Below are 18,594 nucleotides of genomic sequence, written 5' to 3'. Positions count from 1 at the left end.
GGCCCCGTGTTAAGGTTGGCCCGGCTGCCTGTCCACCGCTGTTGCCCGGTCCAAAGCATGCAATTTTATGCAAACGATTGCAAGAAGCGTGACGGGATCATTCGTCCGGGGTGTGCTGATGCAAATCGGTCGGTCAGCCCAGCGCTCGCTCGAGCGCATCGGCGAGGCGCAATCCCGCGCGCAGCACTTGCTGGCGCACGACTGGTATCAGTGTCTCGATGTCTTCGTCATCGTGCCGGGCGCGCTCGCCTGGCTGCAATGCGGGGCCGCAGGCCGGCCCGTGCTGCGCGGTGGGATAGGCGATGTCGCGCGCGATGCTCCAGCTTTCGAGCCCCCAGTCCTCGACCGTGCCGGTGAGATACGGGCTGCGTTCGGAGGGGGTGTAGCGGCGCACCATCGGTTCGCCTTGGGTGATCGCGCGCTCGGCGACGGGCGTATCCCACAGCCGGTGCAGGTTCATCCGGCCTTCGACGATGCCATAGGCCGCGCTGACCCGGTTGCCGCCCAGATCGCCGCGGTCACCGCCGTGCATCGGCTGGTGCATGTCGCCCATTGCATGGACCAGCCAGGCCAAAGCCTCGAGCCGGACGTGCGTGGGCAGGCTGGTGTCGGCCAGCAGCTTCTCGTTGCGCGTGACCTGCGCGCCGACGCAGTTGCCATTGGGGCAGTTCGCCTTGATGTCGAACGGCTTGCAGATGTCCATGTTGATATAGTGCCAGGGCCCGGTGTGCCCCCAGCGCAGGTCATCGCGGCGGATACAGTCCGCCCACACGCCGGCATCGCCGATGTTGGCCAGCGGGCAATCGGGCGTTCCGAGCAGCTTTTCGACGCGGAACAGCGCGTTCATCCGCGCCCTGGCCTTGGCCGAGATATTCGCTTCGGCGATCGAGGCGATGGTCTTGTGACCATATTCGCCCCACGCCAGAGCAGGGGCGGGCAGGGCGAGCAGGACGATCACGAGCAGGCGGGTGAGCATGGGGGGTACTCTTCTGGGCTGAGCTTGAGACGCGGCCTCAGCCTTCCATCCAGTCCTTGAAGAAGGCGAGGTTTGTCTCGCGCAAATCGGCGACGGCAACACGGTCGCCCGTGGCAAAGCTGATCGCGTCGCTTCCGGTCGATCCAATCACCCGGGCGCTGACACCCGCCGCCTTCGCGGCAACCAGCACCGCATCTGCATCGCCGGTCGTCACGACATAGCGCGCCTGGTCCTCGCCGAACCAGAAGCCTGCATCCCCCTCGGCATCCAGCACCGCGCCGATGCCCGAGGCCAGCGCCATCTCGGCAATCGCGACGGCCAGTCCGCCATCGGCGCAATCGTGCACCGCGCTGACGGCGGCGCCAGCGATCAATCCTGCGATGACGCTGCCGGCTGCCAGTTCCGCGTTCAAATCCACCTGCGGAGGCGCGCCCTCGCGGCGGCCATGCAGCACGTCGAGCCAGAGCGACTGGCCGAGCGCGTGCGTTTCGCCGCCTCCGACCAGGACGATCGCCTCGCCCGCCGCCTTGAACGCCAGCGTCGTCATGGTCGAGATGTCCTCGATCAGGCCGATCGCACCGATCGCGGGCGTCGGCAGGATGGCGCGGGCCACACCGTCGGGGCCGGTGGTTTCGTTGTAGAGGCTGACATTGCCGCTCACGATCGGCATGTCGAGCGCCTTGCAGGCCTTGCCCATGCCCTCGATGCAGCCGACGAACTGGCCCATGATCTCTGGCCGCTCGGGGTTGCCGAAGTTCATGCAATCGGTGGTCGCCAGTGGCCGCGCGCCGACGCTGACCAGGTTGCGATAGCATTCGGCGATCGCCTGCTTGCCGCCCTCGAACGGATCGGCAAAGCAATAGCGCGGGGTGCAATCGGTGGTGATCGCAAGGCCGCGGTTGGTGCCGTGGATGCGCACCACGCCGGCGTCGCCGCCGGGGATCTGCACCGTATCGGCCATCACCATGTGATCGTATTGCTGCCAGATCCAGCTGCGGCTGGCGAGCGCGGGCGAGGCCATCAGTGCGGTGAGGTCGGCCGCCAGATCGGCGCTTTCGGGCACATTGGTCAGCGGTGCGGGCGGCGCGGTGGTGACATAGGGACGGTTGTAGGCGGGCGCATCGTCAGCCAGCGGCCCAAGCGGGATGTCGCAGACCGTCTCACCCTTGTGCTTGAGCACCATATGCCCGGTTTCGGTGACGTGGCCGATGACGGCGAAATCGAGCTCCCATTTGCGGAAGATGCTTTCGGCAAAATCCTCGCGGCCGGGCTTGAGCACCATGAGCATGCGCTCCTGGCTCTCCGACAGCATCATCTCGTATGCGGTCATGTTGGTTTCGCGCTGGGGGACGTTGTCGAGGTCGAGCTCGATGCCCACGCCGCCCTTGCTCGCCATCTCGACGCTGGAGGATGTCAGGCCCGCAGCGCCCATGTCCTGGATCGCGACGATCGCGTCCGAGTTCATCAGTTCGAGACACGCCTCGATCAGCAGCTTTTCGGTGAACGGGTCGCCGACCTGCACGGTGGGGCGCTTTTCCTCGCTGTCCTCGCCGAACTCGGCCGAGGCCATGGTCGCGCCGTGGATGCCGTCGCGCCCGGTCTTGGAGCCGACATAGACGATCGAGTTGCCCGCACCCGAGGCGGCGGAGTAGAAGATCTTGTCCTGCTCGGCGATGCCTACCGCCATCGCGTTGACCAGGATGTTGCCGTCATAGGCCGGATCGAAATTGGTCTCGCCGCCCACGGTGGGCACGCCGACGCAGTTACCATAGCCGCCGATTCCCGCGACCACGCCCTGCACCAGATGCTTCATCTTGGGGTGATCGGGCCGTCCGAAGCGCAGCGCATTCATCAGCGCCACGGGCCGCGCGCCCATCGTGAACACATCGCGCAGGATGCCGCCCACGCCGGTCGCCGCACCCTGATAGGGTTCGATGTAGCTCGGGTGGTTATGGCTCTCCATCTTGAAGATCGCAGCCAAGGGCTTGCCGTCCGCGCCTGGGCCGATATCGACCACGCCGGCATTTTCGCCGGGGCCGCAGATTACCTGGGGACCGGTGGTGGGCAGGGTCTTGAGGTGCACGCGCGAGCTCTTGTAGCTGCAGTGCTCGGACCACATCACCGAGAATATGCCCAGCTCGACCAGATTGGGTTCGCGTCCCAATGCGGCGAGGATGCGCTGATATTCGTCCGGCTTGAGGCCGTGCTCGGCTACGATCTGCGGGGTGATGGCCGCCACGGGCACTGTCTGGGTGTCGCTCATGGCCCCGCGCTTTACGCGGCTGAGCGCGATCGGGGAAGGGGGCAAATCAGGGGGTGACAGCGGTTATGCCGAAGTGTTGCGCGGCAGCAAACTGAGGCCGGTCAAAAGTGGCCATAGATAGACGCAGCCGTGCCGCGATCGCCAGGTGAAGGGCATCCGGACCGCGAAGGTTCAAGTGTCAGGTTGAGCAGAAACGTGCCGCGTCGTCAAAGTCCGGCTCGGTGAGCGGGCAGCACTTGCAAGGTCCCTTCCAGCATTTCCTCCAGCATGGTCTTTGCCTTGTGTGCATCTGAGGTGGCGATTGAACCCATTCTGATCTTCAGCGCCAAAGCACTGGCGAACTCTACCAAGGTCCACTGGCTGATAGCTGCGCTGCCAGCTTCGAGGTCATATAACCATGCCAGCACGTTCTGGCTGTTCGTCTCGCGGCAGAGCAACGCAACCAGCACAGACGTGTCGAGATATTGCATCAATAGCGGTCGGTATCGCGCATGTGACGGATAAACTCGCCTGCGGAATGATGCTGCATGGGCATCTGTTCAAGATGCCGCCGGAGCGCCTCGATATCCACACGCCGCTTGAGCTTGTCGACCGGCGGCTCCACCGGCACCAGCTTGGCCACCAGCCGGCCGTCGCGCAGGATGTCGATCGTCTCGCCCGCCTCGGTTCGGTCGACCAAGGCGCTCAGACTTTTATCGGCGTCCGACAGGTTGAAACCGTCCATGACAAACTCCCGTGTTTGAGGGCTGAGAAATTACAAGAAGCGCCTATCGGCAGCAACTGCCTTGACCGCGCGCGGGCCAGCGGTCAAAGCTGTGCGCATGACTGAAGTCCCTGCCATTGCCGCCGATTTGTCGTTTGAAGATGCCTTGAAGGAGCTGGAAGTGATCGTGCGCCAGCTCGAATCGGGCGATGTCCCGCTCGATGCATCGATCAGCCTTTACGAACGCGGCGATCAGTTGCGCAGCCATTGCCAGAAGCGCCTCGACGTCGCGCAGGCGCGGATCGAGAAGATTCGTGTCGGGGCGGATGGTCACGCGGCGGGAACCGTTCCGTTCGATGCGGGCTGAAGACTTGAAGACAGCGCGATGACACCACTGGGTCAACCCGGAAACGCGACCGGGGTGGGGGATTGATGACGATGACGACCGCAATTGGCGATATTGCCCTTGCCGATGCCTTCCGCCAGATATCGCTGGATGTCGATGCGTGCTTCGATGCGCTTCTGACCGTTCCCGATGATCCGCGCGCAGTGCTGTACGAGGCCATGCGCCATGCCGCGATCGGCGGCGGAAAAAGGGTGCGTCCGCTGCTGCTCACCGCGACCGCTGCGCTGTTCAACGTCGATCGCTCGCTCGCCGTGCGCGTCGCCTGCGCGGTCGAGGCGATCCATGTCTATTCGCTGATCCACGACGATCTGCCCTGCATGGACGACGACGACATGCGCCGTGGCAAGCCGACGGTGCACAAGGCGTTCAGCGATGCTGTCGCGGTTCTGGCAGGCGATTCGCTGCATGCGCTGGCGTTCGAGATCCTGGCCGGAAGCCAGTCGCACCCCGATCCGTTCATCCGTGCCGAACTGATCATGACATTGGCTGAAGCGAGCGGCCCTAACGGAATGGCCGGCGGCCAGATGATGGACCTCGAGGCCGAAAAGGCCAAGTTCGACCTGCCCACCGTCACCAAGCTGCAGCGGCTGAAGACCGGCGCGCTGATCGCGGCCTCGGTCGAGATGGGCGCTATCCTTGCCAATGTGCCGGTCGAGGGGCGCACCGCGTTGCGCGCTTATGCCCGCGACATCGGTCTGGCCTTCCAGATCGCTGACGACATCATGGATGAGACCGGCGACGAGGCTCTGGCCGGCAAGGCGCTGCACAAGGACGCGGCCGCGGGCAAGGAAACCTTCCTGTCGCTGCTGGGTCTGGAGCGCGCGCGCGAACAGGCGTTCTTCCTGGTCGATCAGGCGATCGGTCATCTCGCCAGCCATGGTCGCGAGGCCGATCTGCTGCGCGCGCTGGCGCGTTACATCGTCGAACGCGAAAACTGACCGCAGAATGCGACGCAAAAGAGGATGACCATCATGCGCATAGGCGTTTATCCGGGGACATTCGATCCCATCACCCTGGGGCATATGGACATCCTGAGGCGCGGGGCCAAATTGGTCGACAAGCTGGTCGTGGGCGTCACCACCAACCCGTCCAAGAACCCGATGTTCAGCGTCGAGGAACGCATGGCGATGGTCCGCCGCGAGACTGCCGATATGGGCGATGCCATCCATGTCGTCTCGTTCAATTCGCTGCTGATGGACTTTGCCGAGCGCGAGGGCGCCAGCATGATCGTGCGCGGGCTGCGCGCGGTGGCCGACTTCGAATACGAATATCAGATGGCCGGGATGAACCAGCAGCTCAACCATCGCATCGAGACGGTGTTCCTGATGGCGGACGTCTCGTTGCAGCCGATCGCGTCGCGGCTGGTCAAGGAGATTGCCAGCTATGGCGGGCAGATCAACCGCTTCGTTACCGATGCGGTGCGGATCGATGTCGAGAAGCGGGTGCGCGAAATCGGTCTCAAGGGTGACTGACCGCACAGCCGCGCGCGTCCCCCAAGTTCATTCATGACAGGCTCAGATGCTTTGGCTATAGCCGTGCCCGAAACGGGACGCGGCGCTGCCGGCCGTCCCGCCTGACTGGAACAGGAATTCCCGCTTTTATGCCCAAGATGTTGAAATCGCTTGCTGCCCTGCTTTTCGTGCCGATGCTGCTGACTCCGCTTGCCATCCAGGCCCAGGACGCGGCCCCGACCGAGCAAACGGCGAAGGATGCCGAGCGCGCAGCCCGCGACGCTGCGAAGGCCGAGGAAAAGGCACGCAAGCAGCAGGAAAAGGAAGCGGCCAAGCTCGAAAAGGAGCGCGAGAAAGAGGCGCGCGCCGCTGAAAAGGCGGCCGCCAAGCAGGCTTCGGCCGATGCCGATGCTGCCGAGGAGGCTTCCGAAGATGCGAAAGAGGCTGCCAAGGAATCCGGCACTGCCGATGCGGTGACGATTGTTGAATCGATCCCGACGCTTCCCACGCCCGACAAGGCCGATCCCGACAACATCCTGTTTCTCGACCTGTCGACCGGCGGCCGGGTTTCGATCCAGCTGTACCCCGAAATCGCTCCGAACCATGTCGAGCGGGTCAAGACGCTGGCACGGCAGGGTTTTTATGATGGCATCATTTTCCATCGCGTGATTGATGGCTTCATGGCGCAGACGGGCGATCCCACCGGCACCGGCACGGGCGGATCGGACCTTCCCGATGTCGCGGCCGAGTTTAACAAGTTCCCGCATCTGCGCGGAAGCCTGTCGATGGCGCGTGCGCAGGACCCGAACAGCGCCAACAGCCAGTTCTTCATCGTCTTCTATCCGCGCTTTTCGCTCGACAACAGCTACACCAACTTTGGCCGTGTCTTCTCGGGAATGCAGTTTGTCGATTCCATTCCGCGCGGCGAACCGCCCACGGCGCCGGCCCGCATCCTGCAAGCTTCGCTCAAGACGCAGAACAAGCCCGAACCGAATTATGCGGCGGTGGCCCAGCCTGCCGAGCAGGCGATCTCGGTCGACGATCTGAACGCTCCGATCACGAATTGAGCGGCACGGCCCCATTGCATTGCGGTGTCATTCCCGCGAAAGCGGGAATCCCGCTTATTGCCCAGCCTTAGTCGCCAAAGCGGGACCCCCGCGTGCGCGGGGGTGACGGGTCAGGTCAGGCATACGGAACAATGCGCGTTGACGATTTCGATTTCGAGCTCCCTCCCGAACGGATAGCCTTGCGGCCGGTTCGCCCGCGCGATGCGGCCCGGATGCTGTGCGTGCGCGGCGACGGCCTGTCCGATGCCCATGTCCGCGATCTGCCCGGGCTGCTCGAACCCGGCGATTGTCTGGTGTTCAACGACACCCGCGTCATCCCCGCGCAGCTTGAAGGCGTGAAACTGGGCGGACAGGCGCGGATCGGCGCCACGCTGCACAAACGGATCGATCTGCGCCGCTGGCAGGCCTTCGTCCGCAACTCGCGGCGGCTGCGGCTGGGCGATGTCATCGATTTCGGCGCGGATGTCTTCGCCACTGTCGAGGCGCGCGGCACCGATGGATCGATCACGCTGGCGTTTCAGGGCGACGAGCCTGTCGAGGTGCTGCTCGAACGCGCCGGCAATATGCCGCTGCCGCCCTATATCGCCGCCAAGCGGGCAATCGACGCAGCGGACCGCGAAGACTACCAGACCCGCTTCGCGCAGAAGGATGGTGCGGTCGCGGCACCGACCGCGTCGCTGCACTTCACCGATGAGCTCATGGCCGCACTTGCCATCAGGGGGGTCGAGCATGCGACGCTGACGCTCCATGTCGGCGCGGGCACTTTCCTCCCGGTCAAGGCGGACGACACCGCCGATCATCAGATGCACGCCGAATGGGGCTGCATTGATACAGCGACAGCGGAGCGGCTCAACGCTGTGCGCGCGCGGGGCAACCGCGTGGTGGCGGTGGGCACGACGGTGCTGCGGCTGATCGAAAGCGCAGCGCGCGAGGATGGCACGATCGCGCCGTTCGAAGGCGACACCGCGATCTTCATCACCCCGGGCTATCGCTTCAGGGGCGTCGACGGGCTGATGACCAACTTCCACCTTCCGCGCTCGACACTGTTCATGCTGGTCTCGGCGCTGATGGGGCTCGATGTTATGAAAGCGGCTTACGCCCATGCGATCGCGCAGGGCTATCGCTTCTATTCCTATGGGGATTCGTCGCTTTTGCTGCGCTGATGCCGGAGGTGCCGCACAAAAAAACGCCCCGCCGGTAAGGGCGGGGCGTTGCTGGCCGGAGGGCCATTGAGGTGATGCGGCTCAGTCGTCGATGTTGCGGCGGAAGGTTTCGGGCAGGAAGATCAGTCCGATCACCACCGTCGCCGCTGCGATCACCACCGGGTACCACAGACCGTAATAGATGTTGCCGGTGGCCGCGACCATCGCGAACGCGGTGGTGGGCAGGAAGCCGCCGAACCAGCCGTTGCCGATGTGATAGGGCAGCGACATCGACGTGTAGCGGATGCGGCTGGGGAAGAGTTCCACCAGCATCGCAGCGATCGGCCCGTAAACCATCGTCACCAGCATCGCCAGCGCCCACAGGATCGCCACCACGGCCACCTTGTCGATGCGGGCATTGTCTGCCTTTTCGGGATAGCCGACTGCAACCAGCTCCGCCTTCATGTCGTCCTGGAACGCCTTGATCGCGGCGGGTTTGGCAGCGGGATCGAGCGAGCCCGGGTTGGGAGCCGTGAACACCTTGTCACCAATGCTGACCGTCGCCACCGCGCCGGGAGCAGCCTCGACATTCTCATAGCCCACGCCGGCCTTGGCCAGATAGGTCTTGGCAATGTCGCAGCTTGTGGTGTCGAAGGTGTTCTTGCCGATGGGATCGAACTGGAACGAGCATTGCTCGTTGTCGGCGGTGATGGTGACCGGGGCCGCTGCCTGCGCCTCGGCCAGTGCCGGGTTGGCAGCCTGGGTCAGCGCACCGAACAGCGGGAAGTACAGCACCGCCGCCAGCGCGCAGCCGCCCAGGATGATCGGCTTGCGACCGATCTTGTCCGACAGCCAGCCGAAGAACACGAAGAACGGCGTGGCCAGAGCCAGCGCGATCGCGATCAGGATGTTGGACGTCGCCCCATCGACCCGCAGGGTTTTTTCGAGGAAGAACAAGGCATAGAACTGGCCAGCATACCAGACCACCGCCTGGCCCATCACCGCACCGACCAGCGCGATGATCACCCAGCGCAGATTGCCCCAGCGGGCGAACGCCTCGGTCAGCGGAGCCTTCGACGTGGTGCCTTCGTCCTTCATCTTCTGGAAGACCGGGCTCTCGTTGAGCTGCAGGCGGATCCACATCGAGATGCCCAGCAGAAAGATCGAGATCAGGAACGGCAGGCGCCAGCCCCATGCGGCAAAGGCTTCTTCGCCCAGGGCATAGCGGATGCCGATGACCACCAGAAGGGCTGCGAACAGCCCGAAGGTGGCCGTTGTCTGGATCCAGCTGGTGTAGAGCCCGCGCTTTCCTTCAGGCGCGTGCTCGGCGACATAGGTGGCCGCGCCGCCATATTCGCCGCCGAGCGCAAGGCCCTGTGCGAGCCTCAGAGCGACGAGGATGACCGGCGCGGCAACCCCGATCGAGGCATAGCTGGGGAGTAGTCCGACCGCGAAGGTCGAAAGCCCCATGATGCCCATGGTGACCAGGAAGGTGTTCTTGCGACCGACGATATCGCCGATCCGCCCGAACACGAGCGCACCGAAGGGCCGCACCGCAAAGCCTGCGGCAAAGGCGGCGAGCGCAAAGATGAACCCGGTGGTTTCGTTGACGCCCGAGAAGAATTGCACCGAAATGTACGTCGCCAACAGGCCGTACAGGTAGAAATCATACCATTCGAACACCGTGCCCAAGGACGAAGCGGCGATGACCATCTTCTCCCCCTGGGTTGCCTTGTGATGCTTTGGTAGCGCATCCTCAGGTACTGTCGCCATCATCCCCACTCCTTGTTGGTGTCTTCAGAACGTGTATTTCGCTGCCATCTCGAACCGGTCCATCTGCCCTTTCAGACCGTTCGCCACCTCGCGGCCGGCGTGGCGAACCTCAATGCCGATGTCGAGATTTTTGACCGGCGACCAGAACAGATTGGCGGCCAGGCTGTAGGCCGACACATTGGCCAGCCCCGGAATGACGATGCCATCGGGATAGTCGGCGTGCTGATATCCGGCGGCAAAGGTCGACCGCAGGTTGCTTGTCCAGCCCAGCTTGAGCGCGGCAAAACCTGTAATGTTGTCAACATTGAGCAGCCGGTTGCCCAGCACAGTGCGGTCGAACACCGCATCGGGGGCATAGCCCAGCCCGAGATAGCGACCGATGCCGTTGCCATAGGTGCCGCTGAAGCGGATATCGTGGCGACCATCGGGCCCGAAAACGAGTTTGCCGCCTGCCGACACGCCCCAGCCCAGCGCGTCGTCGCCGCTGCCGCCATCATGCACCGAGAGCTGGCGCACCAGCCCGGCCAGATGCAGGTCGAGGCCAGGCTTTTTGTAGACCAGCTTGGCGACCAGATCGGGAATGCGGTCCTGATCGTTGTCGGCCAGCGCGGCACTGGTGGTGTTGACCGTTTCGGTCTGCGGATTTTCGAGCGCCAGATACAGGTCGAGCCCCGTGCCCAGCGGTTGCCGGTATTGCGCGATCATCTGCCGGACGAACACGGTGCCCTCCAGCGGCCCCACGAAATCGGTGCTTTCGGGCAGCAGCGCGGGGTTCTGGAACGTGGTCCATTCCTGCCCGATCAGGAACCGGTCATAGGTCAGGAAGGCGCGGCGCAATGTCGGCGTATAGGCGTTGGTGGCGCGCTGCGCGCCCGGCGGCGCGGTCGCCAGCGCAAAGTCGAATTCGATATTGCTCTTCAGTTCCTTGCCGCCGACCGGCGTTGAACTGGTGAAGGACAGCCGCGTCTGACGCGCATTGGCCATGAAATCGCGGGTCGCGGTGCCACCAACCGGGATCTGCTGCGGCAAGTAGAATTCCTTGCCCAGCGATCCACCCGCCAGCATGCCGTCGTCGAACCGCGTCGCGCTGGCCACCGCCTTGACGAAACCGCCCAGCCGGAAGGTGGTGCCGCCGACGCGGAAGCCCTCGGCAGGGGCGGTGGGGCGGCTCTCCAGCGTGGCGAGCTTGGTTGCGGTCTCTTCACTGCGCGCAGCGGCCTGACTGGCGGCGGCAGCGGTCTCGGCCTGCTGGCTGCGTGCGGCGCCCAGATCGGCGCGCAGCGCGGCCATCTCCGCCTCCAGCCTCAACAGCCGCTCTTCCAGCACCTGTTCGCGATTGCTTTGGATATTGGCGCTCTGCGCAAAAGCGGTCTGCGGCGCGACCAGCGCGCTCGCTCCCAGCAACATCAGCCATAACGAGTGTCCGGCCCTTGGCATCTCACCCTCCTGTCACGCAGTCCGGGTTGTTCCCGGTTGTGCGTGCAGTGTTTGCTCAAAGCGGGCCGCCCGCCACCTGGACGATGGTCGTAGGCCTACGACCTTTGTCTAAGGTCCCGCAGCGCATCCACCGGGCTATCGTTGCCGCCAGCAAAGCGCCCAAGACGCGCCCGATCGACACACAGGAGAGAGACGACATGGCCGACAGCATCTATCCCGTGCCCGCAGACTGGGCGGACAATGCGCTGATCACCGCATCGGTCTATGACGAACGCTACCGTCTTTCGCTCGACGACCCCGATTCCTTTTGGCGCGAGGAAGCCGCGCGGCTCGACTGGATCAGGCCGTTCTCCAAAGTGAGCGAATCGAGCTTCGACGAGGCCGACTTCGGTATCACCTGGTTCGCTGACGGCACGCTCAACCTTGCCGCCAACTGCCTCGACCGGCACCTGGCCGAACGCGGCGATGCGGTCGCGATCCTGTGGGAGCCCGACAGCCCCGACGAAGCCAGCCGCTCCATCACCTATCGGCAGCTGCACGAGCAGGTGTGCCGCTTTGCCAATCTGCTCAAGGCGCATAATGTGCGCAAGGGCGAGCGGGTGACCTTGTACCTGCCGATGGTGCCCGAAGCCGCAGTAGCAATGCTCGCCTGCGCACGGATCGGCGCGATCCACTCGGTGGTGTTCGCAGGCTTCTCACCCGAGGCGCTGGCTGGCCGCATCCAGGACTGCGACAGCCGCATCGTCGTTACCGCCGACGAAGGTCTGCGCGCGGGCAAGCGCGTGCCGCTCAAGGCCAATGTCGATGCCGCGCTCGGCCTGCACCAAAGCGGCGTGGACGCGGTCATCGTGCTCCAGCGCACCGGCGCAGACGTGTCGATGGTCGAGGGCCGCGATGTCGATTGGGCAGCGGGCGTCGCCGCGCAACCCGCCGACTGCCCGGCAGAGGAAATGGGTGCGGAAGACCCGCTGTTCATCCTCTATACCTCGGGCTCGACCGGCAAGCCCAAGGGCGTGCTGCACACCACCGGCGGCTATGCGGTGTGGGCGGCGATGACCTTCCAATATGTGTTCGATTACCGCCCCGGCCAGATCTACTGGTGCGCCGCCGATGTCGGCTGGGTCACCGGGCACAGCTATGTCGTCTATGCCCCGCTGATGATGGGCGCGACCACGGTGATGTTCGAGGGTGTGCCGACTTGGCCCGATGCCTCGCGCTTCTGGCAGATCGTCGACAAGTTCGGCGTCGAGATCTTCTACGGCGCACCCACGGCTCTGCGCGCGCTGATGCGCGAGGGCGATGACTGGGTGACAAGGACCAGCCGCAAGTCGTTGCGCCTGCTGGGTTCGGTGGGCGAACCGATCAACCCCGAAGCGTGGGAATGGTATCACCGCGTGGTCGGCGAGGGGCGCTGCCCGATCGTCGATACCTGGTGGCAGACCGAGACCGGCGCGTGCATGATGACGCCGCTGCCCGGCGCGCACGCGCTCAAGCCCGGTTCTGCAGCAAAGCCGATGTTCGGGGTCAAGCCGCTGCTGCTCACCCCCGAGGGCGCGGTGATCGAGGGCGCGGGCGAGGGCTGCCTTGCCATCGCCGGCAGCTGGCCCGGCCAGATGCGCACCGTATGGGGCGATCACGACCGGTTCTTCCAGACCTATTTCACCACCTTCAAGGGGCTGTATTTCACCGGCGATGGCTGCAGGCGCGACGGGGATGGCTATTACTGGATCACCGGTCGCATCGACGATGTCATCAACGTCTCGGGGCATCGCATGGGCACCGCCGAGATCGAGAGCGCTCTGGTCGCGCACCCCAAGGTGGCCGAAGCCGCCGTGGTCGGCATGCCGCACGACGTGAAGGGCCAGGGCATCTACGCCTTCGTCACCACCAATGTCGAGGTCGAGCCCGACGAGGCGCTGCGCCGCGAGCTGGTGCAATGGGTGCGCCGAGAGATCGGGCCGATCGCCACCCCCGACATCATCCAGTTCACGCCCGCTTTGCCCAAGACCCGCTCGGGCAAGATCATGCGCCGCATTCTGCGCAAGATTGGCGAGAACGACCTCAGCAATCTGGGGGACACATCGACGCTTGCCGATCCTTCGGTTGTCGATCATCTTGTCGCCGAGAGACCCCAACCGGCAGAAGCGACATAGAAACGATCCTGATCGCGGATGACCACCCGCTGTTCCGGCAGGCTTTGGTGCTCGCCGTGACACGGGTCGCTCCGCAGGCGCAGATCCTGGAATCCGGCACGCTCGCCGCTGCCGCGCGTGCGGCGAGTACGGCCGAAGGGTTGCGCCTGATCCTGCTCGATCTCAAGATGCCCGGCGCGGTCGGCTATTCGGGCATTGCGTTGCTCCACGCCGAACGCCCCGAAGTGCCGATCCTGGTCGTCTCGAGCGCCGAAGGCGCAGGCGTCGCGGACGAGGCGCGGCAGCTGGGCGCGGTGGGCTTCCTCTCCAAGGACAGCGACCTTGACGCTATCGAACAGGCCATCGCGCGGGCGTTGGGGGGACGGCCTGGCAAGCCTGCAGCTTCAGGACCGCAGGAAGAGGTGCAGCAGGAGATCGCCTCGCTCACCCCGACCCAGCTCAAGGTCCTGCTCGAGGTGCTCGACGGCAAGCTCAACAAGCAGATCGCGCACGACCTGGCGATGAGCGAGGCGACGGTGAAGGCGCATATGACCGTGATCATGCGCAAGCTCGGCGTGCAGAACCGCACCCAGGCCGCGCTGGTCGCCCGCTCGCTGGGGCTCAACCTCAGGCATTGAAGCCGGTCAGCCGGGGGTCGGTAGTCCCGCTGCCTCCGCCAGAAATCCGGTAATGTCCGCCGACGCCGCGGGCTTGGCGATCACCTGAACCCCCGATGCACCCGCGCGTCGCACCAGATCGGGCGAGCCTTGCGCGGTGACCAGGGCTGCGGGCAGGCCGGGGGGCTGCAGCCGCAACGCTGCGATCAACGCCAGCCCGTCGGTCGCAGTCCCGAGGTGGAAGTCAACCAGAGCCGCATCGAACGGCCCGTGTGCCACCAGCGCTTGCGCAGGATCGGCAGCGCCCGTCGCCCGGTGTCCCAGGCTTCCCAGCATCGACAGCGTGCCCTCGACGATCATCGGATCGTTGTCGATCACCAGCACATGCAGCGGACGCGCCGGGCTGTGCGTCGGAACGGTGTGGGCACGTGTCGCCGTTGGCGTCTGCGACGCGCTCAAGGGCAATGACAGGCTGAACCGGCTGCCCTTGCCGGGCATCGAACGTACCGAAATCTCGCCGCCCAGCAGCCGCGCGATCCGCTCGGCGAGCGCGAGCCCCAACCCAAGCCCATCGGCCTCGACTGCGCCCAACCGGGTGAACTCGGTGAAGATGCTGTCGATCTGCTCGGGCGCGATCCCGACGCCGGTGTCGTAGACATCGATCCGCACCCGGTCGCCGCGCCGCCGGCTGCCGATCAGCACGCCGCCGCCCTGCGTATAGCGCAGCGCATTGGAGAGGAAGTTCTGCAGGACAGACCGCAGCAGCCCCGGATCGGTGTGGACCTGGCCGGGCAGCGCGCCAATGCACAGTTTCAATCCCTTCGCGTCGGCCATCGGCAGGAAGCTGTGCGCCAGATCGGTGAGGAAAGGTTCGAGCGCCACCGGCTCGGGGCTCGGCTCCACCCCTCCTGCATCGAGCCGGCTGATGTCGAGCAGCGCGCGGATCAGGCCATCGGCGGCGCTGATCGCGCTGTCGACCCGGCCCGCCAGCATCTGCGTCGAAGGCTCGGCATCACGCGCGAGGGCTGCGGTGAACAGCCGCGCAGCGTGCAGCGGCTGGAGCAGATCGTGGCTGGCGGCGGCGAGGAATCGCGTCTTGTCGCGCGTTGCCTCGGCAAGCTGGCGGTTGGCCGCGCTCAATTCGCCGGTGCGCTCGGCAACCCGATGCTCGAGCTGCGCCAACGTCCGCTCCAGCTCGTCGCGCACCATCGCCTCGTCGCTGATATCGGTGAAGCTGGTGACATAGCCTCCGCCGGGCATCGGGCCGCCGACGGTCTTGATCACCCGGCCATCCTCGCGCTGCCGCTCGAAGCTGTGCGGCTGGCCGCGCCGCATATGGTTCAAGCGCTTGCGGATATGGTGCTCGATGTCTTCCGATCCGAAATCGCCCAGCCGCGCGTTGTAGCGGATCAGATCGGCGATCGGCGTGCCGACGCGCACCAGCCCGGGGGGATAGCCGAAGATGTCGAGATACTGGCTGTTCCACGCGACCAGGTTCATCTCGGCATCGACCACGCTGATCCCGGCATCGACATGCTCGAAGGTCGCCGCCAACAACTCGCGCGAGAAGCGCAGCGACTGGCCGCGCTCGCCGAGCAGCCGGGTGACATCGGCAAGGCTCATCTGGCTGCCCGCCAGCGCCGATGCCACCAGCGCCCGCGCCGACGATGCGCCGACCACGCGGGCGATCAGATCGCGCGCGCGCTGCGCCGCCGCGCGGGTGATCGGCACGCCGGGGGCAGCATCGGGAAACTCGGCGCGCGCGCGCTCCTGCCCGACGAAGCTCGCGGTCAGCCGGGCGAGGTCATCGAGATCGCTGATCTTCTGCTGCCCGCGCAGCTGCCACGGCAACGGCGGGGTCTGCACCTTGCGCGCGGCGACCGCGCTATAGGCGAGCAGGTTGCACCCCAGGCTCCACGCAACGCCATGCACCAGCGGCGAGGCGTTGCCGATGCCGAACAATCGCAGCGGATCGAGCAGGCTGCCGCGCAGCGCCTCCGCCACCACATCGGGCAGGATCGGCGGCAGCGCCAGCGTGTAGAGCCACAGCGCAAAGCCGATGCTCAGGCTCACCCGTGCCGCCAGCGCATCGCGCCCGCTCGCCCGCGTCGCCAGGATCAGGTGCGGGGTGAACTGCGCCATCGCCGCGAAGGCGATCAGCCCGATCGACGCCAGGCTGTTCTGCGCCGGGATCACCAGCGCCCAGGCCAGCGCCGCGACCACGATGCCCAGGATCGACAGCCGCCGCACCTGCAGCATCCTTTTGCCCAGCGCACCCTCGGGCGCATCGGAGCGCCGGGCGCGCAGCAAAGCGGGGAAGATCAGGTCGTTGGAAACCATCGTCGCCAGCGCGGTCGAATCGACGATCACCATCGATGCCGCCGCGCTGATCCCGCCGACCAGCGCCAGCACCAGCACCCAGCCGCCGCCCGCCATTGTCGGCACCTGCAGCACGTACAGGTCCGACCCCGCGCCCGGCTGCATCAGGCTGGCACCCGCCAGCGCGATCGGCAGCGCCATCAGCGCCATGACGGCGAGGTATGCGGCGAGGCCGAAGCGCGCGCGATCGAGCGAGCCGGGTTCCTGCGCCTCGACGAGCCCCATATAGAACTGCCGGGGCAGCGCGATGATTGCCATGATCGAGATCAGGAAGATGACGCCGAAGTCGACCGAGAGGCGTTCGGGCTGAAAGTTGTCGGCAAGCCGCGCCATGCCACCGGTCACTGCGGCAGGCTCGGCGCGGACCAGCAGCATCACCGCGACCCCCGCCACCACAGTCAGCGCGACGATCTTGATCACCGATTCGAGCCCGATCGCATAGACCAGCCCCTCGCTGCGCCCGGCCAGTTCGTACCGCCGCGCGCCGAACAGGATCGCGAACAGCGCCAGCAGCGCGGCAGCGCCGATCATTGTCGCATCGGATATCGGCTGTCCCGAGGCAAAGGCGAGCGCGCTGCCGATCGAGCGGAACTGCAGCGCGACATAGGGGATGGTGCCGACCAAGGCGATCAGCGTGACCAGCCGCGCCACGCCGCCATCATGGCCGAAGCGCGCCGCGATGAAATCGGAGACGGTGGTCGCCTGCTCCTCGGCGACGGCTTGCGCCAGCCGCCGCAAGAAGCGCGGCGCGCCCAGCAACAGGCAGATCGGCGCGAGATAGATCGGCAGATACTGCCAGCCATCGCGCACGATGCTGCCCACCGCGCCATAAAAGGTCCAGCTCGAGCAATAGACGCCCAGCGCCAGCGTGTAGGCGCCATGCCGCAGCCACGGCCGCCGCACCGCCAGCCCCGCACGCCCCTCCACCACCGCCGCCACCGCAAACAGCAGCGCGATCATCGCAAGCCCGAACAATGCCGCCGACGGCAGGCTCATGTTGGTGTGTCCATCCCCCAAAGGCGCAAGCGCCAGAGCGGGAGGTTAGGGGAGCGGGCGGGAGGGGTGCAACTTATTCCTGAGGGGAGGTCAAGCGGCTTCGGAAAGAAGTCCCGCTGACTCCATCTCTCGATGCAGCGTCCACGACGCAAGCTCCAGGCCATTGGGCCATGCCAGCGCGCCGTTGTCGATAAAGGCGCGGGAAAACGCTTGCGGGTCGCGCAATGGTAGGCAGCATAAGAGCTTAACCATCGAAACTGCCTCAGGCTGCCTTGCGACCTTTCAGGGGAATGACCAGACGCGCTCGTTCGAACCATTCGTCGGTCAGTTCTGGTGCGACATCCGGGTTTTCAGCAATTTGTCGGGCGATATCGTCTTCCGTAATTGCATCCAGCGCGGCGAGGCGGTCGGGCGTCGCCCATTCCTTGGCCTCAGCCAACACGTCTTCATACGACATGCGAACGGTATTTTCGGACTTCTCGGTCATTCGCCTTCCTGAAGCTGATGATGCGCCGTGTTGCATCACGCCATGTGTATACCACAACGAAGATACGCCCGCCAAACAGTTCGATTGGGCCGGAAGCTATGAACCGAGTTCCGCCATAGTCCTTGCGGGAGTCTTCCTCTTCGATAAACGGCCCGGCAAACAACAAGGCCGCATATCGAAGAGGGAAACCGTGTTTCAGGGTGTTTTCGTCATCCTTCAATGAGTCAAACTCGATCACGGTCGGTTGTCACTCCGCAGCGATCCCCGCCTGCTTGAACATGTCCTCGCCGTCATCGATGACCGCAACCTCGTTCGCCGCGCCCTTTTTCTGGCGCTTGTCGAACGAGCTCCACACGTCGTTCCAGTTGCCGCGGGTCGCGCCCTTGGAATATTCGGTGGAGCGGGTTTCGAAGAAGTTGGCGTGTTCGACACCGTTGAGCAGCGGCGCGAGCCACGGCAGCGGGTGGTCCTCGATCATGTACACCGGCGCAAAGCCCAGCTGGCCCAGACGCCAGTCGGCGATGTAGCGGATGTAGCGCTTGATTTCCTTGGCGGTCATGCCGTGGACCGGGCCATCCTGGAAGGCGAGATCAATGAACGCATCTTCGAGCCGCACCGTCTTCTGGCAGCAGTCGATGATGTCCTCTTTCACGGCCTTGGTCAGGCAGTCGCGTTCGGCGCAGAACGCGTGGAACAGCTTGGTGATGCCCTCGCAGTGCAGGCTTTCGTCGCGCACCGACCAGCTGACGATCTGCCCCATGCCCT

At 65.2% G+C, this 18,594-nt stretch carries 17 protein-coding genes; 7 read left to right on the top strand and 10 right to left on the bottom strand.

From position 1 onward, the window contains the following. Positions 1–133 precede the first annotated feature (133 nt). The 4 genes from QUV11_RS01210 to QUV11_RS01195 all read right to left on the bottom strand — a co-directional run bounded on the left by QUV11_RS01210 (position 134) and on the right by QUV11_RS01195 (position 3,963). Positions 134–976, bottom strand: a complete 843-nt coding sequence (locus QUV11_RS01210; RefSeq protein ID WP_300880074.1) for a S1/P1 nuclease — start codon at positions 974–976, stop codon at positions 134–136. Positions 977–1,013: 37 nt separating this feature from the next. Next, positions 1,014–3,239, bottom strand: a complete 2,226-nt coding sequence (gene purL, locus QUV11_RS01205) for a phosphoribosylformylglycinamidine synthase subunit PurL (RefSeq protein ID WP_300880073.1) — start codon at positions 3,237–3,239, stop codon at positions 1,014–1,016. 206 nt (positions 3,240–3,445) lie between these two features. Further along, the gene (locus QUV11_RS01200) at positions 3,446–3,709 is read right to left on the bottom strand and encodes a type II toxin-antitoxin system VapC family toxin (protein WP_300880072.1); all 264 of its coding nucleotides are present in this window, start codon (positions 3,707–3,709) and stop codon (positions 3,446–3,448) included. Further along, complete coding sequence (locus QUV11_RS01195; RefSeq protein WP_300880071.1) at positions 3,709–3,963, bottom strand: type II toxin-antitoxin system prevent-host-death family antitoxin; 255 nt, start codon at positions 3,961–3,963, stop codon at positions 3,709–3,711. The genes QUV11_RS01200 and QUV11_RS01195 overlap by 1 nt, the downstream gene beginning before the upstream one ends. Positions 3,964–4,060: 97 nt before the next feature. On the opposite strand from QUV11_RS01195, the gene QUV11_RS01190 reads away from it, so the two are divergent. The 5 genes from QUV11_RS01190 (at position 4,061) to queA (ending at position 8,029) form a co-directional block, all read left to right on the top strand. Continuing rightward, complete coding sequence (locus tag QUV11_RS01190) at positions 4,061–4,309, top strand: exodeoxyribonuclease VII small subunit (RefSeq protein WP_300880070.1); 249 nt, start codon at positions 4,061–4,063, stop codon at positions 4,307–4,309. Positions 4,310–4,380: 71 nt separating this feature from the next. Beyond that, a complete protein-coding gene (locus tag QUV11_RS01185; RefSeq protein WP_300880069.1) occupies positions 4,381–5,286 on the top strand; it encodes a polyprenyl synthetase family protein in 906 nt (301 codons plus the stop codon). Positions 5,287–5,310: 24 nt separating this feature from the next. After that, positions 5,311–5,820, top strand: a complete 510-nt coding sequence (gene coaD / locus QUV11_RS01180) for a pantetheine-phosphate adenylyltransferase (protein WP_300880068.1) — start codon at positions 5,311–5,313, stop codon at positions 5,818–5,820. Positions 5,821–6,272: 452 nt separating this feature from the next. Then, positions 6,273–6,866: a peptidylprolyl isomerase gene (locus QUV11_RS01175; protein ID WP_300880310.1), complete on the top strand. Its 594-nt coding sequence runs from the start codon at positions 6,273–6,275 to the stop codon at positions 6,864–6,866. Positions 6,867–6,997: 131 nt separating this feature from the next. Continuing rightward, entirely contained in the window at positions 6,998–8,029 is a 1,032-nt protein-coding gene (gene queA, locus QUV11_RS01170) for a tRNA preQ1(34) S-adenosylmethionine ribosyltransferase-isomerase QueA (protein ID WP_289618278.1), read from the top strand. Positions 8,030–8,110: 81 nt separating this feature from the next. Here queA and QUV11_RS01165 read toward each other — a convergent pair whose 3' ends face one another. Further along, positions 8,111–9,781 carry an MFS transporter gene (locus QUV11_RS01165; RefSeq protein ID WP_300880066.1) on the bottom strand — a complete coding sequence of 557 codons (1,671 nt, stop codon included), beginning with the start codon at positions 9,779–9,781 and terminating at the stop codon, positions 8,111–8,113. A 24-nt stretch (positions 9,782–9,805) separates the two neighbouring features. Then, the gene (locus QUV11_RS01160) at positions 9,806–11,218 is read right to left on the bottom strand and encodes a DcaP family trimeric outer membrane transporter (RefSeq protein WP_300880065.1); all 1,413 of its coding nucleotides are present in this window, start codon (positions 11,216–11,218) and stop codon (positions 9,806–9,808) included. A 197-nt stretch (positions 11,219–11,415) separates the two neighbouring features. Here QUV11_RS01160 and acs point away from each other — a divergent pair, with 197 nt between their 5' ends. Together acs and QUV11_RS01150 are read left to right on the top strand one after the other, a co-directional pair. Beyond that, positions 11,416–13,371, top strand: a complete 1,956-nt coding sequence (acs, locus tag QUV11_RS01155; RefSeq protein WP_300880064.1) for an acetate--CoA ligase — start codon at positions 11,416–11,418, stop codon at positions 13,369–13,371. Further along, on the top strand, positions 13,368–13,988 hold the full coding sequence (locus QUV11_RS01150) for a response regulator transcription factor (RefSeq protein WP_300880309.1): 621 nt from the start codon (positions 13,368–13,370) through the stop codon (positions 13,986–13,988). The genes acs and QUV11_RS01150 overlap by 4 nt, the downstream gene beginning before the upstream one ends. Before the next feature lie 6 nt (positions 13,989–13,994). On the opposite strand, the gene QUV11_RS01145 is transcribed toward QUV11_RS01150, so the two are convergent. From QUV11_RS01145 to QUV11_RS01135, 4 genes are all read right to left on the bottom strand, one after another. Further along, positions 13,995–17,342, bottom strand: a complete 3,348-nt coding sequence (locus QUV11_RS01145) for a PAS domain-containing hybrid sensor histidine kinase/response regulator (protein WP_300880063.1) — start codon at positions 17,340–17,342, stop codon at positions 13,995–13,997. A 262-nt stretch (positions 17,343–17,604) separates the two neighbouring features. Then, positions 17,605–17,829, bottom strand: coding sequence for a hypothetical protein (locus QUV11_RS01140; RefSeq protein ID WP_300880062.1), 225 nt, complete (start codon positions 17,827–17,829; stop codon positions 17,605–17,607). Continuing rightward, positions 17,789–18,067 (bottom strand): BrnT family toxin, encoded by a 279-nt coding sequence (locus QUV11_RS17160; protein WP_367279827.1) that lies wholly within the window; start codon positions 18,065–18,067, stop codon positions 17,789–17,791. Before QUV11_RS17160 ends, QUV11_RS01140 begins: the two co-directional genes overlap by 41 nt. A 9-nt stretch (positions 18,068–18,076) precedes the next feature. Next, the coding region (locus QUV11_RS01135) for a ribonucleotide-diphosphate reductase subunit beta (RefSeq protein WP_300880061.1) at positions 18,077–18,594 on the bottom strand (518 nt) is incomplete at its 5' end.

It is taken from the genome of Blastomonas sp., assembly GCF_030373265.1.
GTDB lineage: Bacteria > Pseudomonadota > Alphaproteobacteria > Sphingomonadales > Sphingomonadaceae > Blastomonas.
Note: the sequence above shows the minus strand (reverse complement) of the source record. Positions and strands in the feature narration are given on the sequence as shown.

What these genes read in the sequence shown, in the direction of transcription:
- QUV11_RS01210 (WP_300880074.1), bottom strand. Translation starts at nt 976, where the DNA reads ATGCTCACCCGCCTGCTCGTGATCGTCCTGCTCGCCCTGCCCGCCCCT.
- purL (WP_300880073.1), bottom strand. Translation starts at nt 3,239, where the DNA reads ATGAGCGACACCCAGACAGTGCCCGTGGCGGCCATCACCCCGCAGATC.
- QUV11_RS01200 (WP_300880072.1), bottom strand. Translation starts at nt 3,709, where the DNA reads ATGCAATATCTCGACACGTCTGTGCTGGTTGCGTTGCTCTGCCGCGAG.
- QUV11_RS01195 (WP_300880071.1), bottom strand. Translation starts at nt 3,963, where the DNA reads ATGGACGGTTTCAACCTGTCGGACGCCGATAAAAGTCTGAGCGCCTTG.
- QUV11_RS01190 (WP_300880070.1), top strand. Translation starts at nt 4,061, where the DNA reads ATGACTGAAGTCCCTGCCATTGCCGCCGATTTGTCGTTTGAAGATGCC.
- QUV11_RS01185 (WP_300880069.1), top strand. Translation starts at nt 4,381, where the DNA reads ATGACGACCGCAATTGGCGATATTGCCCTTGCCGATGCCTTCCGCCAG.
- coaD (WP_300880068.1), top strand. Translation starts at nt 5,311, where the DNA reads ATGACCATCATGCGCATAGGCGTTTATCCGGGGACATTCGATCCCATC.
- queA (WP_289618278.1), top strand. Translation starts at nt 6,998, where the DNA reads ATGCGCGTTGACGATTTCGATTTCGAGCTCCCTCCCGAACGGATAGCC.
- QUV11_RS01165 (WP_300880066.1), bottom strand. Translation starts at nt 9,781, where the DNA reads ATGGCGACAGTACCTGAGGATGCGCTACCAAAGCATCACAAGGCAACC.
- QUV11_RS01160 (WP_300880065.1), bottom strand. Translation starts at nt 11,218, where the DNA reads ATGCCAAGGGCCGGACACTCGTTATGGCTGATGTTGCTGGGAGCGAGC.
- acs (WP_300880064.1), top strand. Translation starts at nt 11,416, where the DNA reads ATGGCCGACAGCATCTATCCCGTGCCCGCAGACTGGGCGGACAATGCG.
- QUV11_RS01145 (WP_300880063.1), bottom strand. Translation starts at nt 17,342, where the DNA reads ATGAGCCTGCCGTCGGCGGCATTGTTCGGGCTTGCGATGATCGCGCTG.
- QUV11_RS01140 (WP_300880062.1), bottom strand. Translation starts at nt 17,829, where the DNA reads ATGACCGAGAAGTCCGAAAATACCGTTCGCATGTCGTATGAAGACGTG.